The 14,078-nt window shown below is 69.9% G+C and carries 10 protein-coding genes; 5 read left to right on the top strand and 5 right to left on the bottom strand.

The features are described 5' to 3' along the window. Positions 1–7 precede the first annotated feature (7 nt). Positions 8–562: a hypothetical protein gene (locus tag QM732_RS25645; RefSeq protein WP_415658910.1), complete on the top strand. Its 555-nt coding sequence runs from the start codon at positions 8–10 to the stop codon at positions 560–562. On the opposite strand, the gene QM732_RS25640 is transcribed toward QM732_RS25645, so the two are convergent. Then, positions 546–1,841, bottom strand: a complete 1,296-nt coding sequence (locus QM732_RS25640; protein ID WP_415658909.1) for an MFS transporter — start codon at positions 1,839–1,841, stop codon at positions 546–548. The genes QM732_RS25645 and QM732_RS25640 overlap by 17 nt on opposite strands. A 56-nt stretch (positions 1,842–1,897) precedes the next feature. Then, positions 1,898–2,692, bottom strand: a complete 795-nt coding sequence (locus QM732_RS25635; RefSeq protein ID WP_415658908.1) for a carbon-nitrogen hydrolase family protein — start codon at positions 2,690–2,692, stop codon at positions 1,898–1,900. Positions 2,693–2,815: 123 nt separating this feature from the next. On the opposite strand from QM732_RS25635, the gene QM732_RS25630 reads away from it, so the two are divergent. Next, positions 2,816–3,658: a substrate-binding periplasmic protein gene (locus tag QM732_RS25630; protein WP_415658907.1), complete on the top strand. Its 843-nt coding sequence runs from the start codon at positions 2,816–2,818 to the stop codon at positions 3,656–3,658. Positions 3,659–3,713: 55 nt separating this feature from the next. On the opposite strand, the gene QM732_RS25625 is transcribed toward QM732_RS25630, so the two are convergent. Beyond that, a complete protein-coding gene (locus tag QM732_RS25625; RefSeq protein ID WP_415658906.1) occupies positions 3,714–7,751 on the bottom strand; it encodes a YhdP family protein in 4,038 nt (1,345 codons plus the stop codon). Positions 7,752–7,788: 37 nt separating this feature from the next. Here QM732_RS25625 and glnE point away from each other — a divergent pair, with 37 nt between their 5' ends. Genes glnE through QM732_RS25610 form a run of 3 tightly spaced genes read left to right on the top strand, consistent with a single transcriptional unit; the run spans position 7,789 to position 11,663 of the window. Then, the gene (gene glnE, locus QM732_RS25620; RefSeq protein WP_415658905.1) at positions 7,789–10,509 is read left to right on the top strand and encodes a bifunctional [glutamate--ammonia ligase]-adenylyl-L-tyrosine phosphorylase/[glutamate--ammonia-ligase] adenylyltransferase; all 2,721 of its coding nucleotides are present in this window, start codon (positions 7,789–7,791) and stop codon (positions 10,507–10,509) included. Next, on the top strand, positions 10,488–11,054 hold the full coding sequence (rrtA, locus tag QM732_RS25615) for a rhombosortase (RefSeq protein ID WP_415658904.1): 567 nt from the start codon (positions 10,488–10,490) through the stop codon (positions 11,052–11,054). Before glnE ends, rrtA begins: the two co-directional genes overlap by 22 nt. A 9-nt stretch (positions 11,055–11,063) precedes the next feature. After that, on the top strand, positions 11,064–11,663 hold the full coding sequence (locus QM732_RS25610) for a hypothetical protein (RefSeq protein ID WP_415658903.1): 600 nt from the start codon (positions 11,064–11,066) through the stop codon (positions 11,661–11,663). Between the two features lie 16 nt (positions 11,664–11,679). Here QM732_RS25610 and QM732_RS25605 read toward each other — a convergent pair whose 3' ends face one another. After that, the gene (locus QM732_RS25605) at positions 11,680–12,351 is read right to left on the bottom strand and encodes a hypothetical protein (RefSeq protein WP_415658902.1); all 672 of its coding nucleotides are present in this window, start codon (positions 12,349–12,351) and stop codon (positions 11,680–11,682) included. A gap of 71 nt (positions 12,352–12,422) precedes the next feature. After that, positions 12,423–14,075: an FMN-binding glutamate synthase family protein gene (locus QM732_RS25600; protein WP_415658901.1), complete on the bottom strand. Its 1,653-nt coding sequence runs from the start codon at positions 14,073–14,075 to the stop codon at positions 12,423–12,425. Between the last annotated feature and the right edge of the window lie 3 nt (positions 14,076–14,078).

The raw sequence follows: 14,078 nt of genomic DNA, 5'->3' as shown, positions 1-14,078 counted from the left end.
CCCACCCATGCTCCGCCTCGCCCACTTCGCCGTCGCCCTGCTGGCCTCGCTGCTGGCCGGCTGCGGCACGCCAAGCCAACCGCTGCCCATGGCCGTCTCGGCCGCGGACGCACTGCAGATCCGCGGCTGGGTGCCAGAGGCATTGAAGACCCAAGTGGGCATCGCCCCGGTGACGGGGGGTCAGGAGACCAACCGCTGGTGGGGCTCCAAGGTCAGCGCCGAGGCGCTGCAACTGGCGCTGGACGACTCCCTCCATGCCGTCGGCATGAAGCCGCTCCTGCCCGAGCCGGTGCCGCGCTTCGAACTGCAGGCCGAACTGCTGCAGCTGGAACAGCCTCAGGTGCCGGCGCTCGGTGTGACGGTGGGCGCTGCTGTGCGCTACACCCTGGTCGACAAGGCCGATGGCCGCATCGTCTACCAGCGCCGCATCGCCAGCAGCGATGAGGCCCGCTTCAGCGAGGCCATCGTGTCGCCCAACGAGCGGCTGCGCATCGCCAACGAGCGCGCACTGCGCGTCAACATCCAGTTGCTGCTGCGCGATCTGGTCACGCTGAGGCCGTAGGAGCCTGGGAGGCGCCCTGCTCGTGGCGGCGGCGCCCTGCCACCCACCACAGCAGCAAGGCGAAGGCGAAGCCCGCCACACCAGTCAGCCCGAAGAACCACATCATGGGATCGTAGCCCGCCGGGTTGGTCGCACCCGCGCCGGCGCGGTCGTTGAGCCATCCCGCCACGAGGTTGGCGCCGCTGATGCCGGCGTTCTGCACAACCCACATCAGGCCGATTGCCGTGCCGAAGCGGTTGGGCGCCACGAGCCTGCTCGTCAGTGGCCACATGACGGCGGGAACCAGGGAATAGCTGACGCCGATCAGCGCCGTCGGCACCCACAGGCTCCATGACGTCAGTGCCAGCACGGCCAGCGCGACCGGCAGCAGCAGTGCGCCGAAGGCGAGGAAGGGAGCGTAGCGACGCTGTCTGTCGCACATCCAGCCGAAGGCCGGCGTCGCGAACACGGCGGCCAGGAAGACATAGCTGTTCATCTCGCCGGCCGTGGCAAGGTCCAGCCCGTGCACATGCTGGAAATACTTGATCGAGAACGTGCTGCGGAAGGCCAGGATGACCGAATACCAGAGCACGCAAAGTGCCAGCAGATACCAGTAGGCCTTGCCGAAATGCAGCAGGTCGCGCCAAACGAACTTCTCTGCCGTCGCCCGGGCCGTTGGCAGCAGGCCCGCACGGCGCGGGCCCCGGTCTACCTGCCAGTAGGCGAAGGCCGCCGCGAACGAGGTCCCCGCGATGGCCGCGGCGATGAGCAGGGGCGGCTGCCAGCCCTGGGCGTAAGCGGCGCCGAACCAGGTCGGCGACATGTCGGCGCCGTAGGAGCCCAGACGGCCAATGGCAAGCGTCAGGCCCATGACCAGGGCCAGGCTACGGCCGCCAAAATAGTCCGCCACTGCAGCCAGCGTCGCGATGTTGAAGGTCTCGGCGCCGATGCCGTACAGCAGCCGGCCCGCGGCCATGCCGGCGAAGTCGGGGCTGAAGGCCGTCAGCAGTGCGCCGGCCAGGCAGATGCCGGCCGTCACCAGCGTCATGCGCGCTGCGCCGAAGCGGTCCACCAGCACCCCGCCCACGAGGATGAGGACGACGTTGGGCAGGCTGTAGATCGCATTCAGCAATCCCACCTGCGTGTCGGTGAAGCCACGCTGCTGCTGCAGCAGGTCGGCAACCGGACCGATCGAATCGTAGACGTAGAAGTTGCCGTACAGCGAGATAGCCACCAGCACGCCCACGATCCAGGCCGTGGTCCGGGGCGGTAGCGCGGCACCCGCCGGGGCAGCCTTCACGCTCGGTGCTGTCCCGCCGGGCGGGAGCTGAGCCCCTTCGGGCGGCTGTGCTGCGCTCACAGCTTGCTGTGGCCCAGGGCAGGCAGTTGCTGGCGTACCTGGGTCAGCCGGGCCGGGTCCACGTCGGCGACGACGACGCCCTCCCCCTCGGCCAACACGCTGAGCACCTGGCCCCAGGGGTCAATGACCATGCTGTGGCCCCAGGTACGGCGACCATTGGCATGCTGGCCGCCCTGGGCGGGCGCGACGACATAGCACTGGTTCTCGACGGCCCTGGCACGCAGCAGCAGCTCCCAATGGGCCTGGCCGGTGGTGTAGGTGAAGGCGGCCGGCACGGCCAGCAGGTCGCAGCCTGCGTAGACGCGGTAGAGCTCGGGAAAGCGCAGGTCGTAGCAGACCGACAGGCCCACCTGGATGGCGCCGGCCTCGAAGCGCGTCGGCTGGCTGCCGGGCTCCAGCACGCGGCCCTCGTCATAGGCCTCGCGGCCGTTGTCGAAGGCAAAGAGGTGGATCTTGTCGTAGCGCGCGACGCGCTCGCCGCCAGGCGAGAACACCAGCGTCGAGTTGCGTACGCGCGCGGCGCTGGCCGACTTGATGGGCAGCGTGCCGCCGATGATCCACAGGCCCAGGTCGCGTGCCGCCGCGGCGAGCATGGCCTGGATGGGGCCGCTGCCTTCAGCCTCGGCCAGGGCCAGCTTGTCGCTGTCGTGCATGCCCATCAGGCAGAAGTACTCAGGCAAGGCCGCCAGCTCGGCACCGCGACGGGCGGCGTCCTCCAGCAGACGGCGGGCGGCGGCAAGGTTGGCGGCCACGTCGGGGCCGGAGACCATCTGAACGGCTGCAATCTTCATGGGCCGATGCTAGCGCCGTGGAGGCCATATCCAACGGCGCGCCGGCCCCTGCAGCGCACCGAGACATAAGTCACGGCGCCCCGGGCCGGGCTGGCGGAACACCGAAAGAGAATCAGAGCCGACATGCCGACTTCCTCCTGCCAGCGGCGCCAGTTGCTGGGACTGTCCCTGGCCGCCCTGCTGCCCACCACCCAGGCGGCCGGGCTGCCGCCAGCGCTGCGACTGCCCGATGCTCAGACCTTCAGCGCCCATGGCAGCTTCTTCATCGCGGTACTGAAGCTGGCGCTGGCCAAGACCGCCGACGGCGCGCCGGCACCCGTGCTGACCCACGCGGCCGCCGACCTGCCGCGCGAACGACTGCGCCAGATGCTCCAGGACGGTCAGTTGGACCTGCTCTGGAGCACCACGACGCCCGAACGCGAGGCCCTGGCGCTACCGGTGCGCTTCAACCTGCTCAAGGGCATGAACGAGCTGCGCTTCCTGCTCGTCAGGGCCGCCGACCTGCCGGCGTTGCGCCAGCTGCGCACGCTGGACGCGCTGCGCCGGCTGCGCGCCGGCGCCGGCACCTTCTGGAGCGACACCCAGATCCTGCGGGCCAACGGCTTCGCCGTCGAGACAACCATCAAGTTCGAGTCACTGTTTCGCATGCTCAAGGCGGGCCGCTTCGACTTCATCCCGCGCACCCGCGAGGAGATCGATGCCGAACTGCAGCAGCACGCAGGCTCGGGGCTGGCCGAGATGCCCGGCGTGGCGCTGCAGTACCGGCAGCCGCTGTACTTCTTCGTTGCCCGCCAGCAACCACGTCTGGCCGAGCGGCTGCGGCGCGGGCTGGCCCTGGCAGCGGCTGATGGCAGCTTCGACGCGCTCTTCATGGCCGAGCCCGCCCTGAAGGCGGCGCTGGCGCGCATGCGCGGCTACACGGGTCAGCGGCTGCAGCTGCGCGAGCTCGAAGCCGTCAAGCGCTGACGCGCTCTGGCGCGACGGCTCGGCATGGCCAGGCCGCCGAGCGGGGGCTTGCCGGTCACGGCGTGCTGGCCGCCTTGGCGGGGCCTTCGATCTTCTCCACCTTGGGATCGTTCCAGGTGCCGGTGATGAGGAATTCGCGCGTGTTGGCTGCGGCCACCGGGCGGCTCAGGATGAGCTGGGCCAGGAAGGCACCCAGCGCAACGGCAGGATTGATGGCCGCGTAGGCAAGCGACGCGCCCCCAGCCGACACCTCCGGCACGACGACGACGCGCAGCTTCTGCGTCTCGGCCGCCAGATCGGTGCTGCCGTCCACCAGCACTGCCGCCTGCAGGCCACGGATGCGGATATTGTCGCTGCGAGCCACGCCAGCGGCGATCTTCACGTCGCCCGTCACGCCGTCGAAGGTGAAGCCTTCGGCGAAGACGTCGCGGAAGTCCAGCAGCAGCCGGCGCGGCAGGGACTGCAGGCTGAGCACACCCAGCAACCGCCCGACGCCGGGCTCGGCCTTGAGGAAGGTGCCGGTGTCGAGCTGGATGTTCAGCGCGCCGGCCATGCTGGCGTAGTGCGGCGCCAGCGGCGAGCCATCCCACCCGACCTGGCCGGCCAGTTGCCCCTTGCCGCCCCGCAGCACCTGGCCCTGGCCCAGACGTTCCAGCAGCTTGCCGGCGTCGGCGATGTCAAGCTTCCAGTCGAGTTGGGTGCGGCGCCGGGCGATGGTCTCGCCGCCCCAGCGGCCACTGGCGTGCAGCGTCGCCTCCGGCGACTGGATCTGCAGCTTCTCCAGCTTCCAGTCGCGCGCGGCGGCCGGCGCCTGGGCCAGCACCTCGAGGCGGCCCATGTGCTTGCCGCGCAGCTCGAAATCGTCGACCTCGATGTCCAGCGAAGGCAGCGGACCACTGCCGGCGTCGGCCTTGCCCGGGTCGATGAGTTCGCTGACCGAGTCGGCCTCCTGGCGTGGCAGCGACAGCCGCGCCAGCCGCGCCTGCACGGCGTCGATCTGGGCGCCCCGCACGCCCTTCAGCTCGATGCGGCCGGAGATCTGCTCGGCGTCGACATTGACGCGCCAGTTGGCGCCGTCACGCGCCACCATGGCGGCCACGCGGCCGAGCTGGCGGCCGCCGATCTTGAGCGCCTGGCTACGCAGCGCGATCTGGCTGGGCAACAGGCCGGCATCGTCACCGCCCCCACCGCCGTGGCCGCCCGCCAGTGCACCCAGGCGCTGCTGCCAGGCGTCCAGGTCCAGCGCCGCGACGTTGAGCTGCAGCAGCACGCCCGTGGACGGCAGGGCGGGCAGCTTGTCCTGCACGGCGAGGGCGCCGCGCAGCACCTGCGAGCCGCCGCCGGACACGTCGCGCTGCAACTGGGCCTGCAGCAGCGGCACCGCACCGGCCCCGACTTCAAGGCGGATCTCATCGCGGCCAGCGGCTGTAGGCGTCATCAGCAGGCGCAGCGGCAGCTGGGCGTCTGCCTCCTTGCGTGCTGGCGCCGGCAGGTCCAGCGCCAGTCCCTGCAGGCTGCTGCTGACGCTGAGCTCGCTCTGGCCATTCGGGGGAATGGCGAGCTGGAACCGATAGGTCGCCTGGCCGCTTGCCGCCTGGGCCAGACGGGCGACAGCGCCCAGTTCGGTGGCATGGCGAAGGCCGTCGGCCGTCGCTTGGCCCTGCACGGCAAAGCGTAGGCCACCGTCGCGCTGCGTCCCCCCCTCGATGCCGGCATCGCCGCCCAGCAGGCGGGCCGTCATGCCGACAAGCTGCAGGCCCTTGCGGTCAAAGTCGATACGACCGCGCACGCCACCGAGCCCGGGCAGTTCGGGGCGCAGCTTGAGGTCTACGCCACCGAGCTGGAGCTGACCCTTCAGCGTCGTCTGGTTGGTATCGTCCAGCGGGATGCCTATGCCCAGCTTGAGGCCTACCGGCCCCTGGGCCGAGGTGGTACTCAACGCATGGCCCAGCCATTCGTCCAGCGGCGAGCCGCGCACGAAGCGCAGCAAGTCGGCGCCGGCGCCCCTGCCCGTGCCGTCCAGCTGCAGCACGCGGCCGTGGTGCAGGTCCTTGATGCCGCCGTTGACGCCACTCAGTTCGTAGCCCAGCACCTTGGCGCGGCCGTCCTTGATGAACATGCCGGCACGCTCGAAGACCAGCTCGGCATCCACACCCTCCATGGCCGGCCAGTTGGTCCCGACGTCACTGGGCGGCACATAGGCCAGAGTGACGCCCTGGGCTTGCGTAGCCACGCGGAAAACGCCGCTGGAGCGCGGCGCGTCGAAGGGGAACTCCGCCAGCTCGCCCTTGAGCCTGACGCTGACATTGCGCGCCTCGCCGCCGAGGATGGCGCGCGACACATAGCTGCGCGTGGCCGGCAGGCTCTGCGGGATGTAGCGGGCCACGCGCGTGGCTTCCACGCGCTGCACGCGGCCGCTGAGGTCCAGGAAGCCCGCCGTCGTGGCGCCGGCCGGGCGTCGCCAGACGACTGTGAAATCGCCGCTCAGGTCGGGCGTCTGGAGCTGCAGGTCGCGCAGCTTCAGCTCGACCTCTCCCGTCGCCTTCCCGCTGGATGCCGGCGCCGGCAGCTGCCAGCTCATGGTGGTGGCCAGCCGCGTGATGGGCAGCCGCGGATCCTCGAACAGCCCGGGCAGCTCAACCTCGCCGTCGTGCATGGCCAGCCGGGCCGAACCGCCGCGCTCGCTGGCGTCCAGCTCCAGGCTGGCGCCGCGCAAGCCTGGGCGACCAAGATGGTCTTCACGCTCGCTGGGCTTGGCGGACAGCCCCAGGCCGTCGAGCTGGGCCTTGACGCGGTAGCTGCGCGGCGCGTCCAGCGCCCCCTGCCAATGCGCCGTCAGGGCCGTCAGCACGCCGCGCGGCTCCAGCTCGGCGAGCAACTGGTGGGCACGCTCGCCCAGCGGCAGGCGCTGGGCGATCTGGGCCATCAGCGCGAAATCCAGGCGCTGGGCGTTGACCTCGCCTCCCAGCACCTGCTCGCCCTTGCCGAGCTGCAGCGCCACGCCCCAGTCCGAGCGTGGCCAGACCACGCCGTCGCCACTGACAAAGCCGAGCTGGCGGGCCTGCAGGCTCAGGCGATCCTTCGCACGGGCCAGATCCAGCCGGCCCTCGATGTGATCCAGGTTCAGCTCTGGCGCAGCCTCCAGCAGCTTCAACCGCACGGAACGCAGCGCCAGGTCCAGCGTGGCCGCGACCGGCTGGCCGTCTTTGAACTGGCCCCAGGCACGCACGGCACCGTCACCCTCGCTGAGCTGGAAAGGCAGGTCCACATGCCGGCGCAGCTGGCTCAGGTCGGCGCGTGGCAGCTCGGCGTAAAGCTGGCCGCTCCAGTGCTGGAACTCGGCCGGCCGCTTCAGCACACTCTGCGTGAACTGGCCGCGCAGCGTGAAACGCTGGCCCCAGTCGGCGGGGGGCGTTGCGTCCAGGCGCAGCTGGTGGCGACGCAGGCCATTGCGCATGATGAAATTCAGCTCGGACAGCTCCAGCGGCCGCGCGTCTGCGCGCTTCTCGTCGATCCAGCGCACGCGGCCGCCCACGATGGCCAGCTCGGCCTGGCTGAACAGCCAGTCCAGCCCGGCCTCGGTGGCCGAGGCGTCGCCACGCTCAGCGTCTGCCAGGCCTAAGCCAGCGATGAAGATTCGGCCCTGGACGTCGCGACGGATGACGAGCTCTGGCTTGTCAACCAGCAGCTGCGAGAAGCGCGGCTCCAGCACCACCAGCGACTGGGCCGACAGCACCGCCGCAACGCGCGGCAGCCGCAGGGCCGGCCGTCCGGCGGCGTCCAGCACCTGCACATCGCCCAACTCCATGCGAGGCATCCAGCCACCGGACTCAACGGTGATGCGGCCGATGCGCAGCTCTACCCCCAGGGCCTTTGAGGCTTCCTTTTCGAGCCAGGGGCGCCAGTCATTGGCGTGCGGGAGAATGCCCCAGTGCAACACGGACCACGCCACCACCGCCAGCGCCCAGACCAGGGCGAGGACCAGCAACAGCCAGCGCAGCGCCTGCCAGCACAGGCGCAGTGGCCAGCGCGTGGCGCGGTTGCAGTGGTGAAGAGCGGCCGAGAAGAAGTCAAACACGTTGTCTTGGGGCACGTGAAGAACCGGCCGGCAGGCAATCTAGCACAGGGTCATGAGCACACTGTTTCCCGTTTTTGCTGAACACAGCCGCTACGTACAGCGCGTGCGCCGCCGTTACGCGGCGGAACTGGCGCTGCTGCCCCCCGGCCTGCCCGATCGGGCCGTCATCGCGGCGCTGATCGAGACCCTGCTCGCGGACCGGCCGCTAGGGCCCGCGCTGCGCGTGGCCCGGCACCTGGTGCTGGAGCGCCTGGCGGTACTGGACATCGAGCAGGGCGCACGCGTGGACGATGTGACGCTGGCCATGACCCACCTGGCCGAGGTCACGCTGGACCGCGCATTGGCCGCCGCTCGTCTCGAACTGGACGAGATCCACGGCCCGCCGCGCACCGCCGATGGCGGCGACATCGCCTTTTGGGTGCTGGGCATGGGCAAGCTGGGCGCGCGCGAGCTGAACGTATCGTCGGACATCGACCTGATCTACGTCTACGAGGACGACGGCCAGACGCAGGGTGCCCGTCCCGTCACCGCGCACGAGTACTTCGCCAACGTGGCCAAGCGCCTGTACGCGTTGATCGGCGACGTGACCGACGACGGTCAGGTGTTCCGCGTCGACTTGGCGCTGCGCCCGAACGGCAAGAGCGGCCCGCCCGTCGTCAGCCTGGCCATGCTGGAGGAGTATTTCCTCGTGCAGGGCCGCGAGTGGGAGCGCTTCGCATGGCTGAAGAGCCGCGTCGTCGCACCGCTGGCCGGCATGGGCTCGCCGGGCGATGCACGCACGCTGCAGTTGCGCAACCTCGTCACGCCGTTCGTCTATCGCCGCTACCTGGACTACGGCGTCTTCGAGGGCCTGCGCCAGCTGCACGGCAAGATCCGCAGCGAGGCCAAGGCCCGTGCCGCCGGCCGGCCCGAGCGCGCCAACGACGTGAAGCTGTCGCGCGGCGGCATCCGCGAGATCGAGTTCATCGTGCAGTTGCTGCAGGTGGTTCGCGGCGGGCAGTTCCCGGAAATCCGTACCCGCTCCACCGTCAAGGCGCTCGCCCAGTTGAGTGCTGGCGGACTGATGAAGGCCGAGACGGCACACAAGCTCAGCGAGGCCTATGTCTTCCTGCGCCGCGTCGAGCACCGCATCCAGTTCCTGGATGACCAGCAGACCCACTGCCTTCCGCAGGGCGATGCCGACCTGGCGTGGATTGCCGCGTCGCTGGGCCTGAAGTGCTCACGCGAGGCCTGTGAGCTGTTCGAGCAACTGGGCGAGGTGCGCGAACTGGTGGCGACCGAGTTCGACGCGCTGCTGCACGAGGGAGGCAAGCCGCCGGGCAGCTGCAAGGGCGGCCAGTGCAGCGGACCGAAGCCGGCGGTGGACGGCGAGGATTTCCTGCAAGGCCTGCCAGCCCCGCTGGCGGCTGCCGTGCGCGCGCTGGCCGACACGCCACGCGTGCAGGGTCTGCGCGAGGAATCGCGCCAGCGGCTGGCCAAGCTCTTCCACCGCGCCGCCCAGGCCGTTGCAGCAGAGGAATGCTCGCTGGACGCCGCACTGCGCTTCGTCGACTGGGTCGGCCCGCTGCTGCGTCGCGAGAGCTACCTGGCCCTTCTCGTCGAGCGGCCCGCCGTGCAGCAGCGCCTGCTGCGGCTGCTCGGCCTGGCTCGCTGGCCCATCCGCTATTTGATGCAGCACCCTGGCGTCATCGACGAACTGGCCGACCCGCTGCTGCTGACCGCCCGCTTCGACCGCGAAGCCTTCATCACCGACCTGCTGGACCGCGAGCAGGGCTGGGCACGCAGCGGCGAGGCCGACGAGGAAGCCCTGCTGGACACGCTGCGCCGCGCCCACCATGCCGAGGTCTTCCGCACGCTCGTGCGCGACGTCGAGGGCCGCATCACCGTGGAGCAAGTCGCCGACGACCTGTCCTCGCTGGCCGACGCCGTGCTGCAGATCGCCATCACCTGGGCCTGGGCGCGTTTCGGCAAGGCCCACCGCGAGCAGCCCCGCCTGGCCGTCATCGCCTACGGCAAGCTGGGAGGCAAGGAGCTGGGTTACGGCGGCGATCTGGACGTGGTGTTCGTCTTTGACGACGACGACGAGAACGCCAGCGAGATCTACGGCGCCTTCGTGCGCCGCCTCATCACCTGGCTGACGCTGCGCACGTCGGCCGGTGAGCTGTTCGACATCGACACGGCACTGCGGCCCAACGGCAACTCGGGGCTGCTGGTCACGTCGCTGGCCCACTTCGAGGCCTACCAGACCGGTCGCGGCAGCAACACCGCCTGGACCTGGGAGCACCAGGCCATCACGCGGGCGCGCTTTTGCGCCGGCAACGCCGAGCTGGCCGCGCGCTGCGAAAGCGTGCGCCGCCAGGTGCTGACAGCTCCGCGCGATGCCAAGGCGCTGAAGCACGAGGTGCAGGCCATGCGCGAGAAGGTGCGCGCAGCCCGGCCGGTGAAGGGCGAGCTGTTCGACGTGAAGCACAGCGAGGGCGGCATGATGGACGCCGAGTTCGCCCTGCAGACGCTGGTGCTGACGCAGGCGGCCGCGCATCCCGAACTGCTGGACAACCTGGGCAATATCGCACTGCTGCAGCGCTGCGAGGCTGCCGGCCTGCTGCCGGCCGGCGTGGGCGTCGGGGCCGCCAATGCTTACCGCGAACTGCGCCGCGTGCAGCACAAGGCGCGGCTGGACGAGCAGTCCACCGCACTGGACGCCGAGGCCGCCGCGCCGCTGGCGGCCCACCGGGACGCCGTGCGGGCGCTATGGCAAGCCGTGTTTGGCTGAGCCTGTGCGCGGCGCTGGCCGCGCTCTCCCTGCTGGCCTGGCCGCTGCCCCGCGACGCGCTGGACTGGCAGCCAGCAATCGTCGCGGCGCAACCCTGGCGCGCCGTGAGCGCCGCCTTCGTCCACTGGACGCCACTGCACCTTGCAGTCAACCTCGCCGGCTGCGCCGTGCTCGCGCTGCTGGGCTCGCGTGCCGAACTGGGCCCGCGTGAGGCGCTGGCCGGCCTGGGTGCGCTGCCTTTGACGCAGCTGGGCCTGCTGCTGCGCCCCGACCTGCAGCGTTACGCCGGCCTGTCGGGCGAACTCCACGCGCTCGCAGCCATCGCGGCGCTGGCGCTGGTCACGCGCAGCGGCCGCGAGCGGCTCGTAGGCGTGGCCGTCGCACTCGGACTCGTCGCCAAGCTTGCTCTCGAGTCCCCACTTGGCCCGGCATTGCGCGCCGCGGGCGACTTCGACTTTCCTGTTGCGCCTTTCGCGCATCTCACGGGAGCCATCGCCGGCACCCTGGCCTGGCGGCTGACAATGCGCCGTTCTGAAGAAACCTGAGGACCCGGCATGGGACGTGAAGCCAGCTGCACCGCCCGCGTGGGCCAAGAGAACGGGGAGGTCACCGCCCTGCTCGAATCAACTACTGTCGTGCTGCGCGGGGCCATCAGACGCAAATGGGAGATCGCCTCACTGCAGAACCTGCGCCTCGAAGGCGAGGCGCTGTGCTTCGACGCCGACGCCGAGGCCGTCGCATTGGCACTCGGCAGCCAGGAAGGTGGCAAGTGGCTGAAGAAGCTGCAGACACCGCCCCCCACCCTGGCCGCCAAGCTGGGTGTCAGCGCCGAGAACCCGGCTCTGCTGATCGGCCCCACCGTGGGCGCGCTGGACCCGGCACTGGCCGAGGCACTGGCCCAAGGCCTGACCGGCAACGTCAAGGCCGCGCGCATGCTGGTGGCCGTCATCAGCAAGCCGGGCGAGCTGGAACGCATGGCGGACTTCCACGCCCAGATGATCTGCAAGACCGTCTGGGTGGTGCATCAGAAAGGCCCGGGAGCCTTCCCATCGGACGCCGAGATTCGCACGGAGCTGCGCAGCCGCGGCTATGTGGACAACAAGACCAGCTCCGTGTCGGACCGGCTGACGGCGACGCGCTACGTCAGGCGTTGAGAGCCCGCGCAGGCACCTAGGCGATCAGCAGCTCGCGCGAGCGGACGTGCAGCAGGCGGACCAGGCGCCAGACACGGCGCTCGATCTCGGCCGCGTCCAGCTTCCACAGGGCTGCAATTTCGGCCAGCAGCAGGCCTTGCGCCAGCAGCGTCAGCAGATGCCGGCTGGCCTGATCGATCTGGCGGCCGGCGGGGCTGGCATCCAGCGGTGCCGCGGCCTGGCGGGCCATGACGATGGGGCTGCGCTCGATACCGAAGGCGGCCAGTGCCTGGCGCGCGAGCTGAGGGCCGAGCCTGGCGCGGCGCTCGTGCAGGCGCTGCAGCGCCTCGACCAGGCCGGATCCGCTGCCGTCGTCCAAGTGATAGGCGTTGGCACCAGCGCTCAGTGCCGCGAACAGCTGCAGGTCGTCTGCGGTGGGTGTCAGCAGCAGCAGTTGGGGACGCACGGCCAGGCGGCCCAACTCCAGGGCGACGCGCATCGCGTGGCTGTCCGCCAGACGCAGATCGCAGGCGACGATGTCGGGCGCCAGCGCCACGATCTCCTCCAATGCGTCGGCCAGCACCTGGCCACTACCCGCCAGCGCCACGCCGCTGGCCTGCTGCAGCAGAGCCTGCGTTCGCTGCAGCGTGGTCTCGCTGAGACGGAGGAGGTAGACGGTGGGCATGGCGACGGCGAAAAGCGTCGGCATTGTGCGGGGTTGGCGCCCCTCCCCCCTAACTTGTAGCCTTCATCCCCCGCATCCAGGCGGTTGCCGTCACCTCACGCCATGCGCGCGATGGCACCCTGCGGCGCAAAGCTGTGGGCGCTTGCCAATGGCCAGTAGATGCGGAAGGTGTTGTGCGGCATCTCGCCGCGCAGCACCGCGCCCGGTTCGACGAAGGGGATGAGGTTGGCCAGCAGCCGCACCTCGTGCTTGTCCAACCGGTGCACGATGTGCTGGGCCGTGATCTCCTGCGGATGGCACAGGCCGGCCGCCTCGACCAGCTCCTTCAGTGCCTTCAGCGTGTTCTGGTGGAAATTGGCGACGCGCTGAGCTTTGTCGGGCACGACGATGGCGCGCTGGCGCACCGGGTCCTGCGTCGTCACGCCGGTAGGGCAGTGGCCCGTATGGCAGGCCTGGGCCTGGATGCAGCCGAGCGCAAACATGAAGCCGCGCCCGGCGTTGCACCAATCCGCACCCAGGGCCATCAGGCGCACGATGTCGAAGGCCGTCGTGACCTTGCCAGCGCAGCCGAGCTTGACCTTGTCGCGCAGGTTCAGGCCCAGCAGCGTGTTGTGCACCAGCAGCAGCCCCTCCTGCAGCGGTGCGCCGACGTTGTTGGTGAATTCCAGCGGCGCCGCACCCGTACCGCCCTCGGCGCCGTCTACGACGATGAAGTCAGGCGTGATGCCGGTCTCGAGCATGGCCTTGGCCAGCGCGAACCATTCCCAGGGGTGCCCGATGCAGAGCTTGAAGCCTGTGGGCTTGCCGCCGGACAGCGTGCGCAGCGTCTCGATGAACTGCATCATCTCCACGGGCGTCGAGAAGGCGCTGTGGCGAGCCGGCGAGATGCAGGCCTGGCCCACCGGCACTCCGCGGGCGGCCGCAATTTCCTCGGTCACCTTCGGACCAGGCAGCACGCCGCCATGGCCGGGCTTGGCGCCCTGGCTGAGCTTGAGCTCGATCATCTTGACCTGCGGATCGCGCGCGGCGGCCTCGAACCGGTCCGCGCTGAACGAGCCGTCTTCGTTGCGGCAGCCGAAGTAGCCCGAGCCGATCTCCCAGATCAGGTCGCCGCCATGGACGCGGTGGTGGGAGCTGATCGATCCTTCGCCGGTATCGTGCGCGAAGCCGCCGATCTTGGCACCCTTGTTCAGCGCCAGGATCGCGTTGGCGCTCAAAGCGCCGAAGCTCATCGCCGAAATGTTGAAGACGCTGGCCGAGTAGGGCTGGGCGCGCTCGGCACCTATGGTGATACGGAAGTCATGGCTGGTCAGGTGCGTGGGCGCCAACGAATGGTTGATCCATTCATAGCCGCGCGCACCCACATCCAGCTGGGTCCCGAAGGGGCGCTGGTCGGGATCGCCCTTGGCGCGCTGATAGACGATGGAGCGCTGGGCGCGCGAGAACGGCGCGGCATCGTTGTCGCCCTCCAGGAAGTACTGGCGGATCTCGGGTCGGATGAACTCCAGCAGGAAGCGCAGGTGTCCGATGACGGGATAGTTGCGCAGGATGGAATGGCGCTGCTGGCGCACGTCGCGCAGGCCCAGCAGCGTCAACGCGAGAAAGACCACCACCAGCACGCCGTGGGTCAAGCCCGCGCTCCAGCCGATGGCGAAAAAAAGCGCCAGCAGGCCGCACAGCACCCAGGTCAGATAGCGCAGCGGGAAATGTTCGTTGATGCGTCTCGTCCAGCCGGGCCAAGCAAGCATGTG

This window comes from Roseateles sp., from assembly GCF_047654805.1.
Lineage (GTDB): Bacteria > Pseudomonadota > Gammaproteobacteria > Burkholderiales > Burkholderiaceae_C > Pelomonas.
Note: the sequence above shows the minus strand (reverse complement) of the source record. Positions and strands in the feature narration are given on the sequence as shown.

Coding starts and splice junctions, on each gene's coding strand:
- glnE (WP_415658905.1), top strand. CDS start 7,789: ATGAGCACACTGTTTCCCGTTTTTGCTGAACACAGCCGCTACGTACAG.
- QM732_RS25630 (WP_415658907.1), top strand. CDS start 2,816: ATGCCGACTTCCTCCTGCCAGCGGCGCCAGTTGCTGGGACTGTCCCTG.
- QM732_RS25645 (WP_415658910.1), top strand. CDS start 8: ATGCTCCGCCTCGCCCACTTCGCCGTCGCCCTGCTGGCCTCGCTGCTG.
- QM732_RS25610 (WP_415658903.1), top strand. CDS start 11,064: ATGGGACGTGAAGCCAGCTGCACCGCCCGCGTGGGCCAAGAGAACGGG.
- QM732_RS25605 (WP_415658902.1), bottom strand. CDS start 12,351: ATGCCGACGCTTTTCGCCGTCGCCATGCCCACCGTCTACCTCCTCCGT.
- QM732_RS25635 (WP_415658908.1), bottom strand. CDS start 2,692: ATGAAGATTGCAGCCGTTCAGATGGTCTCCGGCCCCGACGTGGCCGCC.
- QM732_RS25600 (WP_415658901.1), bottom strand. CDS start 14,075: ATGCTTGCTTGGCCCGGCTGGACGAGACGCATCAACGAACATTTCCCG.
- rrtA (WP_415658904.1), top strand. CDS start 10,488: ATGGCAAGCCGTGTTTGGCTGAGCCTGTGCGCGGCGCTGGCCGCGCTC.